The sequence below is a fragment of the Brevibacillus sp. AY1 genome (assembly GCF_029870785.1).
GTDB lineage: Bacteria > Bacillota > Bacilli > Brevibacillales > Brevibacillaceae > Brevibacillus > Brevibacillus invocatus.
Genome location: NZ_JAFLPN010000015.1, coordinates 22,486 through 41,516, shown reverse-complemented (window position 1 = coordinate 41,516; position 19,031 = coordinate 22,486). Strand labels below are relative to the sequence as shown.

19 protein-coding genes are annotated in these 19,031 nt (G+C 50.5%); 12 read left to right on the top strand and 7 right to left on the bottom strand.

Going from position 1 to position 19,031, the window contains the following annotated elements; translation table 11 throughout:
* Nucleotides 1-12 precede the first annotated feature (12 nt).
* Together JZI27_RS13725 and JZI27_RS13720 are read right to left on the bottom strand one after the other, a co-directional pair.
* Complete coding sequence (locus JZI27_RS13725; RefSeq protein WP_122910879.1) at nucleotides 13-582, bottom strand: RNA polymerase sigma factor; 570 nt, start codon at nucleotides 580-582, stop codon at nucleotides 13-15.
* A gap of 52 nt (nucleotides 583-634) precedes the next feature.
* On the bottom strand, nucleotides 635-2,314 hold the full coding sequence (locus JZI27_RS13720; protein WP_122910878.1) for a DNA repair helicase XPB: 1,680 nt from the start codon (nucleotides 2,312-2,314) through the stop codon (nucleotides 635-637).
* Nucleotides 2,315-2,536: 222 nt separating this feature from the next.
* Here JZI27_RS13720 and JZI27_RS13715 point away from each other — a divergent pair, with 222 nt between their 5' ends.
* The 5 genes from JZI27_RS13715 (at nucleotide 2,537) to JZI27_RS13695 (ending at nucleotide 8,008) form a co-directional block, all read left to right on the top strand.
* Nucleotides 2,537-3,859: a hemolysin family protein gene (locus JZI27_RS13715; protein ID WP_122910877.1), complete on the top strand. Its 1,323-nt coding sequence runs from the start codon at nucleotides 2,537-2,539 to the stop codon at nucleotides 3,857-3,859.
* Between the two features lie 218 nt (nucleotides 3,860-4,077).
* A complete protein-coding gene (locus JZI27_RS13710; RefSeq protein WP_280207820.1) occupies nucleotides 4,078-5,109 on the top strand; it encodes an ABC transporter substrate-binding protein in 1,032 nt (343 codons plus the stop codon).
* A 96-nt stretch (nucleotides 5,110-5,205) separates the two neighbouring features.
* On the top strand, nucleotides 5,206-6,264 hold the full coding sequence (locus JZI27_RS13705) for an ABC transporter substrate-binding protein (RefSeq protein ID WP_122910875.1): 1,059 nt from the start codon (nucleotides 5,206-5,208) through the stop codon (nucleotides 6,262-6,264).
* A gap of 21 nt (nucleotides 6,265-6,285) precedes the next feature.
* A complete protein-coding gene (locus JZI27_RS13700) occupies nucleotides 6,286-7,218 on the top strand; it encodes an ABC transporter permease (protein ID WP_122910874.1) in 933 nt (310 codons plus the stop codon).
* Complete coding sequence (locus tag JZI27_RS13695; protein WP_122910873.1) at nucleotides 7,211-8,008, top strand: ABC transporter ATP-binding protein; 798 nt, start codon at nucleotides 7,211-7,213, stop codon at nucleotides 8,006-8,008. The genes JZI27_RS13700 and JZI27_RS13695 overlap by 8 nt, the downstream gene beginning before the upstream one ends.
* Before the next feature lie 16 nt (nucleotides 8,009-8,024).
* Here JZI27_RS13695 and JZI27_RS13690 read toward each other — a convergent pair whose 3' ends face one another.
* The gene (locus JZI27_RS13690) at nucleotides 8,025-9,257 is read right to left on the bottom strand and encodes an MDR family MFS transporter (RefSeq protein WP_280207816.1); all 1,233 of its coding nucleotides are present in this window, start codon (nucleotides 9,255-9,257) and stop codon (nucleotides 8,025-8,027) included.
* 183 nt (nucleotides 9,258-9,440) lie between these two features.
* Between JZI27_RS13690 and JZI27_RS13685 the strand changes: the two genes are divergently transcribed.
* The 7 genes from JZI27_RS13685 to JZI27_RS13655 all read left to right on the top strand — a co-directional run bounded on the left by JZI27_RS13685 (nucleotide 9,441) and on the right by JZI27_RS13655 (nucleotide 15,870).
* Nucleotides 9,441-11,228 carry an SgrR family transcriptional regulator gene (locus tag JZI27_RS13685; protein WP_280207815.1) on the top strand — a complete coding sequence of 596 codons (1,788 nt, stop codon included), beginning with the start codon at nucleotides 9,441-9,443 and terminating at the stop codon, nucleotides 11,226-11,228.
* A gap of 96 nt (nucleotides 11,229-11,324) precedes the next feature.
* Nucleotides 11,325-11,780, top strand: coding sequence for a tellurite resistance TerB family protein (locus JZI27_RS13680; protein ID WP_348521366.1), 456 nt, complete (start codon nucleotides 11,325-11,327; stop codon nucleotides 11,778-11,780).
* A 138-nt stretch (nucleotides 11,781-11,918) separates the two neighbouring features.
* Entirely contained in the window at nucleotides 11,919-12,713 is a 795-nt protein-coding gene (gene surE, locus JZI27_RS13675) for a 5'/3'-nucleotidase SurE (RefSeq protein WP_122910869.1), read from the top strand.
* Nucleotides 12,714-12,716: 3 nt separating this feature from the next.
* Nucleotides 12,717-13,769, top strand: a complete 1,053-nt coding sequence (locus JZI27_RS13670; RefSeq protein ID WP_280207813.1) for a hypothetical protein — start codon at nucleotides 12,717-12,719, stop codon at nucleotides 13,767-13,769.
* 129 nt (nucleotides 13,770-13,898) lie between these two features.
* The gene (locus JZI27_RS13665; protein ID WP_122910867.1) at nucleotides 13,899-14,387 is read left to right on the top strand and encodes a hypothetical protein; all 489 of its coding nucleotides are present in this window, start codon (nucleotides 13,899-13,901) and stop codon (nucleotides 14,385-14,387) included.
* A gap of 100 nt (nucleotides 14,388-14,487) precedes the next feature.
* Nucleotides 14,488-15,081, top strand: a complete 594-nt coding sequence (gene thpR / locus JZI27_RS13660; protein WP_280207812.1) for an RNA 2',3'-cyclic phosphodiesterase — start codon at nucleotides 14,488-14,490, stop codon at nucleotides 15,079-15,081.
* A 120-nt stretch (nucleotides 15,082-15,201) separates the two neighbouring features.
* Entirely contained in the window at nucleotides 15,202-15,870 is a 669-nt protein-coding gene (locus JZI27_RS13655; protein ID WP_122910865.1) for a hypothetical protein, read from the top strand.
* Nucleotides 15,871-15,918: 48 nt separating this feature from the next.
* Here the strand turns inward: JZI27_RS13655 and JZI27_RS13650 are convergent, their stop codons facing one another.
* The 4 genes from JZI27_RS13650 to JZI27_RS13635 all read right to left on the bottom strand — a co-directional run bounded on the left by JZI27_RS13650 (nucleotide 15,919) and on the right by JZI27_RS13635 (nucleotide 18,972).
* Nucleotides 15,919-16,398: a chemotaxis protein CheW gene (locus JZI27_RS13650; protein ID WP_280207811.1), complete on the bottom strand. Its 480-nt coding sequence runs from the start codon at nucleotides 16,396-16,398 to the stop codon at nucleotides 15,919-15,921.
* A gap of 92 nt (nucleotides 16,399-16,490) precedes the next feature.
* Nucleotides 16,491-16,808, bottom strand: a complete 318-nt coding sequence (locus tag JZI27_RS13645; RefSeq protein ID WP_122910863.1) for an AzlD domain-containing protein — start codon at nucleotides 16,806-16,808, stop codon at nucleotides 16,491-16,493.
* Nucleotides 16,805-17,548: an AzlC family ABC transporter permease gene (locus JZI27_RS13640; protein WP_251243801.1), complete on the bottom strand. Its 744-nt coding sequence runs from the start codon at nucleotides 17,546-17,548 to the stop codon at nucleotides 16,805-16,807. The genes JZI27_RS13645 and JZI27_RS13640 overlap by 4 nt, the downstream gene beginning before the upstream one ends.
* Nucleotides 17,545-18,972: an aminotransferase-like domain-containing protein gene (locus JZI27_RS13635; protein WP_280207810.1), complete on the bottom strand. Its 1,428-nt coding sequence runs from the start codon at nucleotides 18,970-18,972 to the stop codon at nucleotides 17,545-17,547. The genes JZI27_RS13640 and JZI27_RS13635 overlap by 4 nt, the downstream gene beginning before the upstream one ends.
* Nucleotides 18,973-19,031: the final 59 nt, after the last annotated feature.

Genomic DNA, 19,031 nt, shown 5'->3' with positions numbered 1-19,031 from the left:
AGCCAAGTACTTCTAAATGCCTGGCAGTTCATGTACGAGCCCCCCTTCCTTGCGGGTTAACAATTTGGCTAGTTCTTGGCGAGCACGCAAATAGCGAACACGGGCTGTAGACTCGGCAATGCCGAGAAGTGAAGCAATTTTTTCAAACGGATATTCATGCGTACAACGAAGCACGATCACCTCGCGATAGGAGTCTGACAAAAGGGCGAATGCTTCTTCAATCTCTCGTCGCTGTTCCTTGTTCATTAACGACTCTTGTGGAGATTCATCTCTAGTCTGTGAAGGGACATAGGCCAATTGTTCGTCTGAATCATGGAATTTGCGACGGCGCAGGAAGTCGATGCTTTTGTTGCGTGCCAGCGTATGCAGCCAGGAAGAAAACTGACTGTCACCACGGAAGGTTGATAGCTTTTCATACGCTTTGACAAACACTTCCTGTGTGAGATCTTCCGCATCAGTACGGTTATTCACCATTTTGTAGATAAACACGTAGATCATGTGCTGGTATCGCTGAATCAAGTCACGATACCGCTCGATGTCCCCTTGAAGAATCCGTTGAATGATTTCGGCGTCGGATTGCATTGAATCTCCGGCCTCCCTTCCCTCTATGAGACGCTGTGTTCTACGAAACGTTTCAAACCAGCGTTTCCATTTCTATAATTTCATATGGATATCCTTGCTCTGCGAGAAAAAGCTGACGATGAAGCGAGAATTCCTGCTCCCTGGTATTACGGGTTACCAATGTATAAAAGTGAGCGACATTGGCTTCAGACTTCGGGCGTAGAATGCGTCCCAGTCGCTGGGCTTCTTCTTGTCTGGAACCAAACGTGCCAGAGATCTGGATGGCTACATTGGCATCAGGCAGGTCGACAGCGAAGTTGGCCACCTTGGATACGATGAGTCGCTTGATTTGCCCATTTTTAAACTGTTCGTAAAGAATGGCTCTCTCTTTTTCGGGAACCTTGCCGGTAATCAGAGGCAGCCCGAGTGCTTCCGCCATCTCTACCAATTGGTCAAGGTATTGTCCGATGATCAAGACGCGATCATCCGCATGTTGATCAAGCAAGCGGCGGACTACTTCCAGCTTGCGCGGGTTTTCTGCCGCGAGACGAAATTTCTGGCGAGCTGTTGCATGCGCATAGGCTTCACGCCATTTGGTTTCAAATGGAAGGCGAATCTCTCTGCAATGAGCTTCGGCAATCCAACCTTTATTTTCCAATTCCTTCCACGGTACCTCGTATTTCTTGGGGCCGATCAAGGTGAAGACATCTTCTTCCCGACCGTCTTCGCGTACCAGTGTAGCTGTGAGACCCAGACGACGAGTCGCCTGAATGCCAGAGGTAACGCGGAAAATGGGAGCGGGCAGCATGTGCACCTCATCGTAGATAATCAGTCCCCAGTCGCGCTCGGAAAAGAGTGCCATGTGCGGAAATTCGTCCTCTGCGTGAGGACGGTATGTCAAAATCTGATAGGTTGCTACCGTGATCGGTTTTACTTCCTTGCGTTCACCAGTGTATTCCCCAATGAGCGAAGGATCAAGCCCTGTTTTATCCTTTATTTCCGCAATCCACTGACGTACGGAGGTCGCATTGGTCGTGAGGATCAGGGTTGCTGTCTGAAATTGTGTGATGGCACCCAGTCCAATAATGGTTTTTCCAGCACCGCATGGAAGAACGAGCACACCGCTGCCACCTGTAGCCCGGCCCTCTGCATAAAAAGCGTCTACAGCCTCCTGTTGATATGAACGAAGCGAGAAGGGCTTCCCGCTTGAGGTCGTGGCACGCAAGCTGACTGGACACGGTTCCCCTGGATTGTAGCCAGCCAGGTCTTGCACCGGAAATCCGAGTCTGATCAGTTCCTGCTTGATTAAACCACGATAAAAAGGTTTGACTGCATACCGATCGTCCGCTTGTTGCTCTACCAGCATTTGGCGAATCGCTTTATATCCCGTCAATTCTTGCAGCAGCAATGGATCATCACTGGCAAGCAGCAGCTCATCTCCTGATTTTTCCAATCGAATCAGGCCAAAGCGCCGCATCGTTTCCTCGATTTCCTTAATAATGGTAGGAGGTACACCATACTTACTATACGTGCTAAGGGCCCCTGTTACCTGCTCCGGGAGACAACCGCTTGCTGCGGCATTCCATAGAGAAAGCGGGGTGATCCGATACGTATGGATGTACTCCGGACTTTTGATCAGTTCGGCAAAGCTTGAGATCGCATGCTTTGCTTCCTCATAAGCAGGATGCTGTGCTTCTAGCAAAATCGTACGATCGCTTTGCACGATCATGGGCAGGTCAGGACGGTAAGACATGAGACTCACCTCATACGAAACAAATAAAAGACAGATTGACTCAGAATCATGGTAACACAATCGGGAAAAGAAAGAAAAACAGAGCGGTAACATTTGTCCCAGGGTGGGAAACAATAACCCAAAGTCCCAAAACGGTCATGACCGTTTTGTTTGACCGCAAGCGGTCATATTCACTTTTATGAAAAACGTCGAGACGTTTTTCACAGAAGGACGGTGTAGAAGATGGAATGGTCGGGGACATTGTTCAATCTGTTCATGGTCTTGCTGCTCGTACTGCTCAACGGTTTTTTCGTAGCGACCGAATTCGCGATCGTCAAGGTGCGAGAATCCCGAATCGCCCAGCTGGTAGCAGAAGGAGAGAGTCGTGCGCGCAGCGTCGAGAAGGTCATCCAAAATCTGGATGCGTATTTGTCTGCATGCCAATTGGGGATCACGCTGGCATCGCTTGGCTTGGGCTGGTTGGGTGAGCCGGCAGTTGCGCATTTGCTGCATCCCGTCTTCCGATATTTCGAGCTGAACGAGACACTGGTGGGGAGCATTTCCTTTATACTTGCGTTTTCCGTCATTACGTTTTTACATATTGTCCTGGGCGAGCTCGCTCCCAAAACGTTTGCGATTCAGCGCACAGAATGGGTCGCGATGGCCGTAGCGAGACCCATCCAGATTTTCCACAAGGTCATGTATCCGTTCATTACATTCCTGAACTGGTCGGCTTTTCGTTTTCTGGCGCTTTTTCATATCTCAATGGAGCCGCATCAGGAGGCACATACGGAGGAAGAGATTCGCATTCTCGTCAACGAAAGCCACAAAAGCGGCTTGATCGATCAAACAGAGCTGATGCTGGTGGACAACATATTCGACTTTTCGGAGACGATGGCCAGGGAAATCATGGTGCCCCGGACGGATATGGTCGTCATCGATCTGCATGACTCGTATGAGGAAAATGTAAGACTGGTGCAGACGGGGCGATACACACGGTATCCTGTCGTGGAGGGAGATAAGGATCACGTTGTGGGAAGTCTGCATATCAAGGATTTGCTGACAGGTATCTTGCAGGGCGAACATCAAGCGATCGAACGGTTGATGAGGCCCGTGCTCAGCGTCCCGCAGACGATATCCATCAGTCGGCTGTTGACCATGCTGCAAAAACAGCGGGGACAGCTGGCGATCATCATCGATGAGTACGGTGGAACCGCGGGTCTGGTCACTTTGGAAGATATAATGGAAGAAATTGTGGGAGATATCCAGGATGAATTTGACGATGAGCGTCCAGAGGTCGAACAGACAGATGACGTGTTGTCGTTCGATGGCCGAATGCTGCTCGAAGAAGTCAGCGATTACCTGGATATCGAGCTGGAGTCGCATGAAGTGGATACGTTGGCAGGCTGGATCTACATGCAGATCGATCATCCTCCACAGGTCGGCGACACCATCAGAGAAAGGAATTACGTCTTTGTGGTAGAGGAAGTGGATCATTATCGCATTACAAGAGTGCAGGTCAAAAGGATCGGGAATTCAAAAGTGGAAGAGCAGGGAGAAAGGTAAGAGGCTACCTATATCAGTCGGTATTATGTACGTATAAAATAAATACTGTTAATTATACGTGAGCATATGCTTAATTGACCAATTTTTCCTGATCTACATAGGTGTTAGGAACGAAAGAAAGTTTGCAAAAAATCTTTTCAAACAGGGATTGTGTGCTATAATGAAACAAAGTTTTTAAATAGAGTAGAGACTAGCAGAGCTTAGAGGAGGAAGAAGAGATGAGAAGAGCAGGAAGTTTTGTAATGGCAGCATTGCTGTCGCTGGCACTAGCAGCATGTGGGGCAGGATCCAATGGTGGTTCCCAGTCAGCAGCGGCACCAAGCACCGGAACAACCGAGGCGCCCGCAGCAGCGGAGCAAACGGTTAAGCTGGGATTGACCCAATTTGTCGAGCATCCGGCACTGGATAGCATCCGTCAGGGAATTTTGGATGGCTTGAAGGATGCAGGCTATGAAGATGGCAAGAACCTTGCTGTCGATTATCAAAACGCACACGCTGATATGAATAATACAGTTACGATCGCCCAGAAGTATGCAGGTGATCAAAAAGATATCGTGATCGCGATAGCTACACCGTCCGCACAAGCTGCGGCCAAAGCGATTACAGACAAACCCGTTGTTTTCAGTGCCGTTACAGACCCATTGTCCGCTCAATTGGTCAGCAGTCTGGAAACGCCAGATGGCAATGTAACCGGAACATCGGACAAGGTTTCCATGGAACAGCAGCTGGAGCTGATCAAAACGTTCCTGCCAGAGCTGAAAAAGCTGGGCGTCATCTATACGACCTCTGAAGTAAACGCTGAGGTTCAAGTAAAAGATCTGGAAGAAGCAACCAGCAAGGCAGGGGTAGAGCTTGTCAAGGCAGGCACCTCCCAAATGTCCGAGATTCAGCTGGCTGCCCAAGGAATGGTCGGCAATGTTGACGCGATCTTTATTCCAATCGACAACTCCGTCGTTTCCGCTTTCGAAGCGGTATTGAGTGTAGCAGAACAGAACAAGATTCCTGTCTTTGCATCCGATACTGACACTGTAAAACGCGGTGCAGTCGCTACGTACGGGATTGATTACTACCAGATGGGAAAACAAACCGGTGAAATGGCAGCGCGTGTCTTGAAAGGACAAACGATTGGGCAAACACCTGTAGAAGTTTCCAAGACTGCCGATCTGTACATCAACGAAACGGCAGCAGAAAAATTTGGTCTCCCTGTCACGGAAGCACTCAAACAACAAGCGAAAGAAATCATCAAGTAAAGAAGAGAGCCTCGTGCTCTCTTTTTTTTACATCTTTTAAAATTGTTTTTATCATGATACGATTAATTAAATTTGAGAAGTGGGGGTTTTAGAAACATGTTAAAACAGAGAAAGAAATCGATGGCTGCTGTAGGGCGCTTTTTTATTCCTTTGTTGCTTTTGTCCGTTACCGCATGTGGACAGCAAAGCGGCGCACCAGCGAACAGTGAACCGCAAGCGCCAGCAGCTACGACACCAGCACCAGCTCAGGAAGACAAAAAATTGACGATTGGGATTTCTCAATTTGTAGAACATCCAGCTTTGGATGCTGCACGAGAAGGATTTATCTCACAAATGGCGAAAAATGGTTTTGAGGCGGACAAGCAGGTTGTCTTTGACCACAAGTCTGCTCAAGCGAGCATGGACACGGCAATCTCTATCGCTCAAAAGTTTGAAGCCGACAAGGTGGATCTGATCCTGGCGATTGCGACACCAACTGCACAAGCTGCTGTTCAGACAAGTAAGGATATTCCGATTGTTTTCACAGCCGTGACTGATCCCGTAGAAGCGGGCCTGGTTGCAGCGATGGATAAACCGGGTGCAAACGTTACCGGAACATCCGATATGAACCCGGTAGAAGAGCAGTTGAAGCTTATTAAGGAAATCAATCCGAATGCCGCTTCCGTAGGGATTATCTACAGCTCCGGTGAAGTAAACTCAAAAGTACAGGTAGACGCAGCCAAGGCTGTAGCGGATAAAGTGGGACTGACGATCCAGGAAGCAGCGGTATCCAGTGCAACAGAAGTGAAGCAGGCTGCTGAATCGATGATTGGAAAGGTAGACGCGTTCTACATCCCAACAGACAACCTGGTCGTATCCTCCATCGCGGCTGTACTGAGTGTAGCGGAAGATCAAAAAATTCCGGTCATCGCTGGTGAAGAAAACTCCGTGAAGAGCGGTGCAATCGCAACCTACGGTATCGATTACACCAAATTGGGTGAACAAACAGCAGATATGGCTGCTAAAATCCTGAAAGGCGAAGCCAAACCAGGAGATATGGCTGTAGAGACACAAGCAGAAATGAAGCTCGTGATCAATAAAAAAGCAGCGGAAAAAATGGGTGTGACCCTTCCGCAAAGCATGCTCGACCGCGCTGGAGAAGTGGTAGAGCAATAATCGCAACAGGGGGACTTCTTCATGAATTTGGCATTAATGGGTGCAATCGAACAGGGCTTGTTGTTTGGGATTCTAGCCCTAGGCGTGTACCTGACCTTCCGCATCCTAAATGTACCTGACCTGACTGTAGACGGCAGTTTCGCCTTGGGTGGCGCGATGGCTGCCAAAATGATCATCGACGGCTACAATCCCTTTGTAGCGACGGCTGCGGCCTTTGTAGTCGGTTGTCTGGCTGGCGCCTTTACAGGAGTTTTGCACACCAAAGGGAAAGTGAACGCATTGCTCGCGGGGATTTTGACCATGATCGCCTTGTATTCCATCAACCTGCGTATCATGGGAAAAGCAAACCTGCCGCTCCTGCGTGAAGACACGCTGTTCACCTACACCAAGGATTTGGGCATCCCTAACCTCGTAGTGGGCGGGATCACATGGTTGACTGGAGCTGCGATGGTGTTCATCGTAGGAATCTTGATCCTCAAGCTGATTATTGACTGGTTCCTACATACGGACCTCGGTCTTGATTTGCGCGCGACAGGTGACAATCCGAAAATGATTCGCAGCTTTGGGGTCAATACAGATTCCACGACAATCATTGGTCTGGCGTTGTCCAATGGACTCGTTGCCGTCTCAGGTGCTTGGCTGGCCCAATATCAGGGCTTTGCCGATGTCGGTATGGGAATTGGGATGATTGTGATTGGTCTTGCCTCTGTCATTGTCGGAGAAGTCTTGTTTGGCAGCTCGTCTATCTTCCGGGTGACGCTCGCAGTGATTGGCGGTTCGATTGTCTATCGGTTAGTCATTGCATTGGCCCTGCAAGCGGGGCTGAACCCGTCAGACTTGAAGCTGATCACGGCGTTGATCGTCATTGTCGCACTCACCGTACCGACCATAGCCAAGGGCATCTTTAAAAAACAAGCGGTTCGTACGGTAAAGGGAGGTAGTGACCGTGCTTAACATCTCAGGTGTAAACAAGGTTTTCAATGCAGGTACTGTCAACGAAAAAATTGCCCTGAACAATGTGCGGCTGCAGGTGAAAAGCGGTGAATTCATCACGGTGATCGGAAGTAACGGTGCCGGGAAGTCAACGCTGATGAACATCATCTCTGGAGGCATGCTTCCGGATTCCGGCACGGTCACGATTGACGGCAAGAATGTGACTCGTCTGGGTGAGCATCAACGCGCCAACTTGATCGGACGTGTGTTCCAGGATCCGATGGCGGGTACGGCACCCAATATGACGATTGAAGAAAATCTGGCTATTGCCCTCGCGCGCGGCAAAAAGCGCACACTGGGCTTTGGTGTGAACAACCAGAAGCGTGAGCTGTTTCGCGAACAATTGAAGCTTTTGGATCAGGGGCTGGAAAATCGCTTGAAAACCAAAGTAGGTTTTCTCTCTGGCGGTCAGCGTCAAGCGCTCAGTCTCCTGATGGCGACATTTACCGAGCCCAAGATCCTCTTGCTTGACGAACATACTGCGGCACTTGACCCAAAACGAGCGCAGCTGATCGTCGATTTGACAGAAAAAATCGTGGAACGTCACAAGCTGACTACGATTATGGTCACGCATAACATGGATCAGGCACTCAATATGGGAAATCGCTTGCTGATGCTCCATGATGGTGGGATCATCCTCGATATCCCGGATGAGAAGAAACGGACCATGAAAGCGCAGGATCTGCTCAAAGCCTTCGAGGCGGCGCGTGGCGGCGAAGCATTTAGTGAAGACCGTTTTTTGCTGACGTAAGTAAAGGCAAGATCGCTCAGCCTTCCTGTTCAAGCGGGAAGGCTGTTTCTTTTTTACTCAGGTACAGATGCATGGCCCCACCCCCGATGAGCAGGATGACTGCGACGATGGAAAACAGGACAGTACCGTTGTATTGGATCAAGACCAGGCTCCCCAAGAAAGGACCACACATGCGAGAGATGTCCCAATGGGTACCGGTAATGGCATAATACCGTCCTCGCATCGAAGGCGGTGCGATTCGGGATACATACGTCAACAGATGAGTCAGACCGATACTTTCTCCCAGCACGAATAAAATTTGAAGTGCAATCAAGAAAGGGACATGATCCAGAAATGCATAGCCCAGCGCAACCCCGACAAAACAAAGGTACGAGCCAGTGATTAATAGACGGGGAGGCAGATGCTGCGTCCATCGGATCAGCAGAAATTCAAAGAGAAGCAATAGCGTGCCTTTCACAGCAGCCAGTGTAGCGAGTGTTTGCAGGTACTGTGGGAGTGTGTCCTTAAGATGCAGCTGCAGGTTGGTTTCGGTCTGCGCGTAAAACAGACTGATAGGCAAAGAGAGCAGCATGATCGCGATCGCAGGTCGATAAGCGTGCAGCGAAAGAGACAAGGGAGAGCGAGTCCGAGGTGTATCGCTTTCCATAGCTACAGTCGGCTGCTCGGAATGGGGAACCTTCCACCAGACAGCGAGTGTATACAGCAACAAAGAAGCTGCCGTCAATAAAAAGGCAAGCGCAGGATTCTGCTGATAAATGAGGACCCCTACCAGGGGGCCAATGGCAGCACCAATACTACTGGACGTGTTTAGCAGGGCAAAAGCAGAAGAAAGCTGTTTGGCCGGGATCGTGTCAGCCAGCATGGCTCTGCTGGCAGGAATGAAGAACGAGCGTCCAGCGCCGTTGACGACATAGAGCAAGGCGAAAACCAGCATCGAGTCAGCCCAAGCCATTCCCAGCATGGCAAAGCCTTGCATAAGCAGAGAGACGAGCATGACAGTCTTGCGGCGGTAACGGTCTGTCACTCCTCCGGCAAAGAGGGTAATCAAAATCTCACTGAATGGCTGCAATCCGATGATCAGCATCGTCATGAAGATCGAGCTGCCGATGTTTTCGCTGAGGTACAAGACGAGGAAGGGAGCAATCATCGTACTGGACAAGGTGGTAAGGGTTTCGCCAAACAAGCGGACCCACAGCAGTGGCGGATACGCTGCAAACATTGTTCTGAGACGTGATGGTAGATTGATCATCTGTAAGGTCCTTTCTGTTCGTGATGGACGAACGGTGTTTTGTAGAATTGTACGTTGGCAAACCCAGGAGAAAAAGCGTACGATTAGGCTTACAAAATGTTCACCTTTTATCATCAATAGAAAGAGCGAGAAGACTCCGCCAGAAGTTTAGACGGAGCCGTGAGAGAATGGACGGTGTGCACGATGCAATTGTTGGAACAATACATTCGATTATGTACAGGCTACCCGCATAATAAATACGGCAGCCCTGTGGACATCTCACTGGCTGAGGTAGCAGAGATCCTGTGCTGCACACTTAGAAATGCGACACTGACATTGAAAAAAATGCAAGCGAAGGGCTGGCTCACCTGGCAGCCTGGAAGAGGCAGGGGGAACCGATCTGTTCTGATCTGCGCGATTCGTCCTGCTGATCTGGTTCTGTCCATCGCGAAGGAAGCAGTCCATCAAGGGGAGATTCGCGCGTCACGCGATTTGATCAGCCAGTACGAGGCGGGCATTCCCCAACTTGCAGAGGACTACGCCCGCTGGATGAGCAGTCATTTTGGCATCCATGCTGCCAGCGAAACCGGAAGAGTCGATATTTTGCGGCTGTTTATCGATAGGCCGTTTGATGGCTTGGACCCGATTCATGTCTTGCTGCGATCCCAGACACATATCGTGAAGCATGTGTTTGATACATTGGTTCGCTTTGACCCGCTCACAAAGAGAATCGAGCCGCATCTTGTATATGACTGGGAAACAAATTCGTCACGATGTGAATGGACCTTTTATTTGCGTAAAGGGGTGCTTTTCCACAACGGCAGCAAGCTGCGTGCGGAGGATGTCTGTTACACGCTGAATCGATTGAAAAAGGAGGCGTCATCGCATCGCTGGATGATGCAGACGGTTGAAACCGTGGAAGCACTCGGGGAGCATGTCGTCCGAATCAGACTGAATCGACCGAACGAATTGTTTCTGGATTTGCTCAGTAAAGAGTACATGTCGATTGTGTCGCGCGACTTTATGGAGCAGGCGAGCGGTTCGCTTGTCCAGATGCCAGTGGGAACAGGAGCTTTTCGACTGGTGCGAAACGACGACTCGATGCTGGCCCTGGAAGCATTTGAGCCGTATTTCAGAGGGAGACCGTTTATCGATCGGATTGAATTTTGGTGCGTACCAGTTATGCAGGCTGAGGAGAAGCAGATGGTCATGCCCGTGACCGAAGAAGATTCCCGTCTCATGGAAAGGGATTCGGCCTGGAAGAGTGTCGTGCGATTGGAAAAATGCTTTCAATACATCAGCTTCAATGCTGCCAAAGAAGGTCCATTGCGCAACGATGCTTTCCGCCGGAAAATCGCGTCACTGATCGATCCACAGAAGCTTTGCGAGGATTTGCAAGGTTCACGAGAGGGATTGGGGAGCTGGGGCTTTGGCTTCGCGTTTGAACACCAGCCTGAGGATTCGAAAGACGTGGCAATAGCCGCTCAATGGCGGGACAGCTCGTACGAGAGTGAAGTTTTAAAGCTGTACACGTATCCAGATATCGATCACATCGAGGATGCGGAATGGATCAAGGAGCGTTGTGCAAGCTACGGGATTGCGGTGGAGATCGTCTATGCTGTACCGGAGGAGCTGGCCAGACCCGAGGTCATGCAGCAAGCAGATATGGTGCTTGACAGTGCCAATGTTGACGAGCGAGAGGAAGCTTCTTTGCTGGAGCTTTGCTTTGCGAATACTCTGAGTATCACGCACCACATCAAGCCGTCAGACAAAGCGCATGTGACGCATCTGATTGCCCAGCTTCAGCAAGAAACATCCGTGCAAGAGCGCAAGCAGAAAGTGAAGGGGATTATCCAGGAATTGATCGAGCACCAGGTGTTTGTTCCGCTTTATCACAATCGAGTCGATATGCTGGCGCACCCGCGTCTTGCCCATGTTCACCTGGACGCGTACGGCTGGATTGATTTCTCGAGACTGATTTTCCGCCATTAGCAAAAAAATGTCATACAATAATATGAAACCGCTTTCTTGTTTGTGCGTATAATAGTAGTAAGAAGGTTTTCTGAAGATGAAAGAGAAGTTCTATTGATGAGCAGGTGTCCGGGGAGGAAGAGTATATTGTATACCAAAACAGAAAAAGAAAAACATATATCGTTTGCATCCATTCGCTTGATGATTTGTGTGGGGCATGCTGACGGATACATTGGGAATAGAGAAATGAGCAGAATTCACGAGCTGGTGAATTCAGAGCATTTCACGCTGAAAGAACGGCAAATACTGATGGATGACATGGATTACCCGAAACGTCCAGAAGTCATATTAGAGGACATGGTGGATCTGACTCCGACCGAGAAGCTGGTCATGATGCGCAAGCTTTACCATATGGCCTTGATTGACCAAAGGCTTTCCTTACAGGAATCGGAAGCGATTCGGCGGATTGCCAGCATGATGGGGATTCCTGAGGAAAAGCAGCATCAGGTGGAAGAGTGGGTCAGGGTCGGCATCAAATGGCGCGAAAGCTGGAAGGATATCGTGGAAGAGTAGCAAGGGCCCCATACAACCTTGGGGTCCTTTTTTTCATCCGTGCACAGTAGCCATGCTTGAACTGTCTGAGGCAGCGGATGGATATGGTACAATAGGGGAAAGTTGGCTGTTGGCTATACACAGAGGAGGAATCCTGATTTGCGGATCTTAATTACGAACGACGATGGCATCGATGCATTGGGAATCAAAAGGCTGACTGAAGCATTGCTGACTCTGGAAGGCGCAGAACTTTACGTAGTGGCACCGGTGGAGGAGAAAAGCGGCGTGGGGCACGGTGTCACGTATCGCAGTGCCTTGTCGCCGGAAGAACGTGATTTTTATGGCCTGCCTGTGAAGGCCTGGGCAGTGAACGGAAACCCGGCAGATTGTGTAAAAGCGGCGTATCATTTGCTTTTTGAAGACGACCAAAAGCCGGACATCGTGTTTTCCGGCATCAATGTAGGAACCAATTTGGGACGTGACATTTACTATTCGGGAACGTGCAGCGGGGCGCGGGAAGCGGTTATTTTGGGCATTCCGGGCGTAGCTCTTTCCTATGACAACTGGGAAGACCAGGATAATTATGGCGATGTCGTGGAGATGATTCGACCACTCGTCCAATCGTTTGGTGAAAAGGCGATGAATAACGAGCTTCCACCTGAGGTTTTCTGGAACGTGAATATTCCGCACCTGCCGCTAAATGATGTAAAGGGCATTCTGCCAGCTTCGTTGTCCCTCAATCACTACGAAGACCGATACCATCAGGAAGCAGAAGGATACTTTTTGACCAGGACCTATCCAGACGGCATTCCGTTGGCTGAGCCGCAGGATTATCATTTGCTCAAGCATGGATACATTGCTGTCACGCCGATCCATATCGATGCGACGGACAAGGGACTGCTAAAGGCGATGGATGAATGGCCGCTGGTGAAAGAGTGGGGAAAGCGGGGGTAAGCCATGCAGGATGAGTTTTACCCAAAAATCAATCCCGATGCGACGATCGCATCTCCAGATGGGAGCACACAAGGGGAGGTCCTGGATCGACAGCGGTTTCGCGATTTGTACGAGCTGTCGGAAGCGCAGGGGCTACCCTATTTTGCAAGGCTGGATGCTGAAGGCCACGTCGAGCTGTTCCTCGTCTTTGAGAGCGTAGATGCGTTCAGCGAACAGACCAAGGATGCGGTATCCCTGGAATACAAAACGTATCAACAAAAGCTGCTTGCTGTCATTTGGACCTTGTCAGACCCTTTGCAGCCGTTGGGCTTCCCACTGTCCTTTGACATTCAGAAGACAGAGGATCGCTATATGGCGCTGCAAATGCTGGAGCAGCCGCACACCTCGCTGCATTATCTGGCGTACGAGGAGGGGGCGCTCACCCATATTTACACGGAGGAGATCTATCTGTCTGCAGGAGAAGTGACACGGGTGCAGCAGATGATTCGCGCGTTGTACGAGGGTAAGGCAGATTCTCTTCCCGATGATGCGGCGGTGGAAGAGGAAGAGTCCAAAACCATTCCTGCGATTTGCTTACCTGATTCTGTGCTGCAAGAAACCGGGATCGCCTACGTCATTGATCAACATCAGCTCGGAGTGGAACGGGGAGAAGAGGCCGCCCACCATCTTTTGATGAGTACGGTACAGCAAGCGGTCTGGGTGATCAGGCGTCACTCTCGCAGTGAAGTGCGCGAAGCAGCGTTTACGGTATGGGCCGCTGAACGCATGGACATGATTTATCTGGTGGTGACACCAACGCTTGACGATTTGTTTGAGGTGGTTCACCAGTCTGATGAAGAGCTGAATCCATTTGCGCGCTTTATGATGATGCTGCCGGAGTTTGCGCAAAGCGAAGAGGTACATCCATTGCAGCTGGGGGCTTTTCCGATCCTTCGCTATGAAAGCGGCAGGCTGTATCATCTGGAGATCGATGCGCATACGCAAGAGCATCTCGCTCGTCTGTTTGAGAAGAGTGCGCGTGCAGGACAAAATCCATACTTTTTGGATCATGAATAGGTGATTGGCTCAGGTATTTTTTCATTCGAGAAAATAAGGGTTAATCAGTCATGTTTCAACAAAGGAAACGACAAGGCGGGTTTTGAAGTAAGTACATATGGAACAAACAACTGGGGAGAGGTGACGTACATGTACTCGGTTCAACCCTATTTCATTCAGACCCTTTCTGGATGCGCCCGTCGTTTTCAGGAAGAAGTGGAACAGCTGGCTGTCGCCCATGCCCTGACTATTGAAGGAGGCTTGCCTGCGCTGGAGCTCCATGTTCATCCGCAAGTGCAGGCTAAGCTGGAGTATAACCTGTGGGGCGAAGCCGGGGTGATTGCCATAAGAGGCAAGCTGAACCTCAGAGAGGAAGCCCTCTCACAACCACAGGAGATCTCGATGATGATGAAATTTTCTCTCTCCCACGATCCTGCGATGGACATGGAAGGGAAAAAGTTACGTGTAGAAGAGATTTTGCGGGGCGAGGCAGAGCTGTTCTGGAATATTCCGCCTGTCGGACACATCGGGCATGTCGAGCTGACCCTTCGCTTCCAAGAACAGCTGGGATCGGGCAGGATGGGGGTATACGTGCGTCACGTTCTGGGAATCTTAACCGGGAAGATGATGGCTGCCTAAAGCGGCGACGATGAGGATGAGGAGGGCTCTCCATCAATGGGGGGCTCTTTTGCGTCTCCTCGTGTACAGCCAGTTTTGGGAAGGAAGGGAGAAGGATAACATGCGCTTATTCGTAGCTTTGGACATACCGGAAGATGCCGCCGCGTACCTCACTGATGTACAACAACAGCTTCGTCAGGAAATACATGCGGATCGATGGCAGTCCCTGCAAAATCTCCACTTGACTCTTCATTTCCTGGGTGATGTGGAGGAGAGGCTGATTCCAGCGATCTGCGAGGATTTGGACATCGTAAGCGCGATTACGAAGCCGTTTCGACTGCGATTGGCAGAACTGGATGCGTTCCCGAATGCCTCCCGTCCACGCGTTCTCTGGCTTGGCTTGAGAGGGAACACGCAAGCGCTGAAACAGGTCCATCTGCTGCTTGGCAGGCGATTTGAGCTTCATGCCGGTCTCGATCATGATCGAAAGGCCTATAAGCCGCACATCACGTTGGCCAGAGGGCCGAAGACTACAGCAGAAGGATTGCCGCTCGATCGTTTGAATGAGCAGGTACTCGCTGAAGATCCTCCCCATTGGCAGGTCAATCAGGTGCATCTCTACCAATCGGAGCTGAAGCCGGAAGGTGCCGTCCATACCATCCTTCACACCAGTACCTTCGACAAGGATTACAGCATAGACCAGATGGAGCCCTGATGAAAAAATGAGTAACCTGCCTCGCGAAGAAGGGACTTTTTTCAGAAAAAAACAAGCGGTTGTTGAATACACTGAAAAGTAGGGATTATGGATAGCGTTCCAAAAGGCGGTGGAAAACGGATGGGTGAGTTTACAACCGGCATTCTTTATCCACGCAAATACGAACCGAAAGTACGAAACGCCTTATCCAAGACAGATCAGCCTCACTTCCACAGAAACGTCAATGGCGACTGGAATGCGTTTTTCCTGCAGGATGAATGGCTGGAAACCTCGAATACCGTATCGTTTTTGCTCAAGCTCTCGAAGCAGCCCATACCGTTGCTCTGGTTTCACGATGCAGAGGACAACGGCTGGGGCTTCCGCTTATTCGATGCCGGATATGAGGTGTCCTCGGGGACGATCAGCTATTCTTTGGACGTGGAGATGGCGGAGCTGGAATTTGCCCGACTCTATCCCCATGTGGACTTGCAGGAAGGGATTTCAGACAGCGACGACGTGCGGCAAAAGTATGAAGAAATATTGGATCGGGTGGTGCGTTCGGAGTTGTATCGGCGCGAGGTGGGCAAAGGAATTACTCGAATCAAGCCACAGTCCTTCAACCGGATTGTGGGGCCTAAGCAAGTCCAGCAGCTGCGGTCATTGTTCGATTTGCAGCTGCTGACGGATGTGGACGAAGAGACGGGTGCCTCCCTCTTATACGACTCTGTGGACCTGTTTAAAGAAATTCTAGGAATTGAAGAAATGGTGTGGGTCAATTTCGCCTATCTGGCGAGTGGAGGAAGAGAATAAGGCAGGAGAAAGCAAAAAACGGGCGGAATCAATCCGTCCGTTTTTGATTTATTGCTTTTTCCATTGTCCGAAGATTTCATCCACATCGAGAAGCATGATCAGCTTGTCGTTTAGACGGGCAATTCCCTGCAGGTACTTACCTTCGACACCCGCGATGATCGGTGGAGCCGGCTCGATCACATGCTTTGGAATGTTCATGACTTCAGATACCGCATCTACGACAATCCCCAAATCCAGTCCGTCCAATTGCAGATCGACGAAGCGGGTATCCTCGGTAATATCCAATGGGGCTAGTCCGAACATTTTTCGCAGGTTGATAATCGGCAAAATCCGTCCGCGCAAATCAATGACGCCTTCTACATGAACAGGAGATTTCGGAAAACGAGTCACAGGCAGGGGCTTGATGATTTCGCGTACCAGTGAAATGGGAAGGCCGTAGAATTCATCTCCCATTTTGAACAGGATGCTCTGGACGGTCTCCCGCTCCGCAGCCCAATCGATTCCGTTCGTCTGTCTTGTCATTTCCATTACTTAAGTCCCTCCCCGAAAGCACTATACAATCTATACCCACATTGTACCATGTACAAACCAATCGAAAAGAGGGTTATTTTTTGCTGTCGCTACTGCCAGGGAATGATGCCGAGGGAAACGAGCACGACCAGTCCCAGACTGACCCCAAAGCTGAGGAAGACGTTTTTACTCAAGGCCATGACACCGAGACAAACCAGACTCGCGACCAGCAGCACAGGCTGTATTACAAACTGTGAGTCCTGCACGAATAGCGAAGGGAAAATGAGAGCTGAAAAAATGCCTACAGGAATGTAAGTCAAGCCGTTTTTCATGCGCGGTGAAAGCCAATGACCGGGAAGGCGCAAAAAGACGCGTCGGGACAAATAGGTGATGATGCTCAAGATGACGTAGAGCAAGACCAAATTCATGCTGTTTCCACCGCCTTACCGGATTCCTCTGCCTGATTTTCTTCTTCCGTGCTTTTCGTTGGCATGAAATAGCCGATCCCGAAAGCGACGATGCCCGCGATCAGCAAATGCAGACCATTGGGCAGCAGCATGGCAAAGTAAGTAGCTAAAGCCCCGCAGAGCAGGAAAGTCACAATCCGGATGACTGACGTCAATTGATAGAAGGCAAGGGCCAAAAACATCGCGGTAAAGCTAAAGCCTAGCCCGAGCGAGGCAGGATCTGGAATCCACTTGCCAGCCACGGTGCCCAACCACGTTCCGAGAGCCCAACCGAGGTGCAAGGAGACACTCACGGCTAAAATGTAGGAGATCTGGCTTGGATGATGGCGAAATCGGTTCAGGGTGACCGCGTATTGTTCATCGGTCAGGTAAAAGGCAAGACCATTCACCTGAGCAGCCGTATAACGCTGATAGTATGGCGACATGGAAAGGCCCATCAAAAAATGGCGCGTGTTTAAGAGAAAGGTCGTGAGAATAATGGCCCACATGCTGGCTTGATCGGCAAGCATGGAGATGACGCTGAATTGAGCTGCCCCCGAATAGACGAATAAGGACATGGAGATGCTCTCCCAGGTGGATAGACCAGCCTGCAAGGACATCATGCCAAAGATCGCACCAAACATGATATAGCTGGCTGTGATCGGGAGCGCATCCCACAAGCCGATTCGAAAAGGAGAGCGAGACGGTTTGGACTGATTCATCGGGAATCCTCCTTTTGTTGATAAAGAACACGTGTAAGTATAGACATGCCGTGCAGGGTCCGCTCAGCTCCTTCGTGCGTAAAGCACAGGCGGATGTACGGCTGTTCAGCCTCACGGAGCAAAAACATATCCCCACAGGTAAAGGAAACGCCTGCCTCCATGCACCGCTCCATTAATTTCCGTGCTTTCATTCCTTCCGGCAAGGAAATCCAGAAGTAGAAGCCGCCAGCTGGCACTTCGTAATCGAGCCCCATGCTGCGCAGCGGACGCAGCTGAGATTCCATGAGACGGGCCTGTTCCGCATACAGGCGGGTGACCGTATCGAGATGCGGGCGAAGTGCTCCGTCACGCATATATTTGGCCAAGGCAAACTGACTAAGGGTTGACGTGCTGATTGTCAGCTCGCGCAATCGGGTAATGTACTGGATGATCGGGCTGCTTCCGGCAATCCATCCTATACGCAGACCGGGAAAAAGCAACTTTGAAAAAGTATTCAGGTAAATCACATTGCCCCATTGATCTAATTGCTTCAGGCTCGGGGGCGGTTCATGCTCCAAATGCAAATGCCGGTAAGCATCGTCCTCGACGATCGGAATGCCGTATTTTTCACTGATTGCGAGCAGCTGCCTGCGCCGTGCCAAAGTCAGGGTACGGCCAGTCGGATTGTGAAAAGTAGGCACCGTATAGATAAAGCGTGGGCGCGAGCGGGCGAGGATCCCCTCCAGCAAATCGACGCGCATGCCATCCTGATCGAGCGGCACCGCGATGATTTGCATGCCAAGGGATTGAAAGAGCTGTAGCGAGCCGAAATACGTAGGCATTTCCGTGACTATGCAATCACCCTGCCGAGCGAGCAGGGTCGCGATCAGATAAAGCCCTTCCTGCGACCCACTGGTGACGCATATCTGATCAGGAGAAGAGATCTGGGGGATACCCATCCACTCGACCAGTCGCTCGCGCAATTCGGGCAAGCCTTGCACAGAGGTAAAGAAGTATGATGAAGATCGTTTCGCTGCAGCTTCCACGTATTCCGTCAAACGGGATTGGACGAGCGTATATTTTCCTCCATCGCCATGCGCAAAATTGATCGTATGCGGATACTTGTCGGTGATGGACAAGATTTCTTCCATATGGGAAGGAGAGGGGTGGAGAAGGCTGCGTGTGCTCTGGCTCTTCCAATCCACTCTCGTCAAGGAGGGAGTGGGAGGCAAGGCTTCCACGTACCTGCCGCTGCCCATCTTTCCCGCGATCAATCCTTCCGCTTCCAGCTCAGAAAATGCCCGGACGATCGTGTTGCGACTGACTCCCAGCTGGACGGCCAGCTTTCGTTCAGGGGGTAAAAGGGAGCCAATCGGCAGTTCGCCGCTCAGGATTTTGTACCGAAGCTGATTGTAGACATGTGTATAGACCGGATTTCTCCCCATCGTACGGCTCCTTTATCCATTTTTCCCTTTGTCTCACTATACGGATATTATCTGAAAAA

What these genes read in the sequence shown, in the direction of transcription:
- JZI27_RS13635 (WP_280207810.1), bottom strand. Translation starts at nt 18,972, where the DNA reads ATGGGGAGAAATCCGGTCTATACACATGTCTACAATCAGCTTCGGTAC.
- JZI27_RS13685 (WP_280207815.1), top strand. Translation starts at nt 9,441, where the DNA reads ATGCAATTGTTGGAACAATACATTCGATTATGTACAGGCTACCCGCAT.
- JZI27_RS13650 (WP_280207811.1), bottom strand. Translation starts at nt 16,398, where the DNA reads ATGGAAATGACAAGACAGACGAACGGAATCGATTGGGCTGCGGAGCGG.
- JZI27_RS13665 (WP_122910867.1), top strand. Translation starts at nt 13,899, where the DNA reads ATGTACTCGGTTCAACCCTATTTCATTCAGACCCTTTCTGGATGCGCC.
- JZI27_RS13640 (WP_251243801.1), bottom strand. Translation starts at nt 17,548, where the DNA reads ATGAATCAGTCCAAACCGTCTCGCTCTCCTTTTCGAATCGGCTTGTGG.
- JZI27_RS13720 (WP_122910878.1), bottom strand. Translation starts at nt 2,314, where the DNA reads ATGTCTTACCGTCCTGACCTGCCCATGATCGTGCAAAGCGATCGTACG.
- JZI27_RS13725 (WP_122910879.1), bottom strand. Translation starts at nt 582, where the DNA reads ATGCAATCCGACGCCGAAATCATTCAACGGATTCTTCAAGGGGACATC.
- JZI27_RS13670 (WP_280207813.1), top strand. Translation starts at nt 12,717, where the DNA reads ATGCAGGATGAGTTTTACCCAAAAATCAATCCCGATGCGACGATCGCA.
- JZI27_RS13655 (WP_122910865.1), top strand. Translation starts at nt 15,202, where the DNA reads ATGGGTGAGTTTACAACCGGCATTCTTTATCCACGCAAATACGAACCG.
- JZI27_RS13710 (WP_280207820.1), top strand. Translation starts at nt 4,078, where the DNA reads ATGAGAAGAGCAGGAAGTTTTGTAATGGCAGCATTGCTGTCGCTGGCA.
- JZI27_RS13690 (WP_280207816.1), bottom strand. Translation starts at nt 9,257, where the DNA reads ATGATCAATCTACCATCACGTCTCAGAACAATGTTTGCAGCGTATCCG.
- JZI27_RS13705 (WP_122910875.1), top strand. Translation starts at nt 5,206, where the DNA reads ATGTTAAAACAGAGAAAGAAATCGATGGCTGCTGTAGGGCGCTTTTTT.
- thpR (WP_280207812.1), top strand. Translation starts at nt 14,488, where the DNA reads ATGCGCTTATTCGTAGCTTTGGACATACCGGAAGATGCCGCCGCGTAC.
- JZI27_RS13715 (WP_122910877.1), top strand. Translation starts at nt 2,537, where the DNA reads ATGGAATGGTCGGGGACATTGTTCAATCTGTTCATGGTCTTGCTGCTC.
- JZI27_RS13645 (WP_122910863.1), bottom strand. Translation starts at nt 16,808, where the DNA reads ATGAATTTGGTCTTGCTCTACGTCATCTTGAGCATCATCACCTATTTG.
- JZI27_RS13680 (WP_348521366.1), top strand. Translation starts at nt 11,325, where the DNA reads ATGAGCAGGTGTCCGGGGAGGAAGAGTATATTGTATACCAAAACAGAA.
- JZI27_RS13700 (WP_122910874.1), top strand. Translation starts at nt 6,286, where the DNA reads ATGAATTTGGCATTAATGGGTGCAATCGAACAGGGCTTGTTGTTTGGG.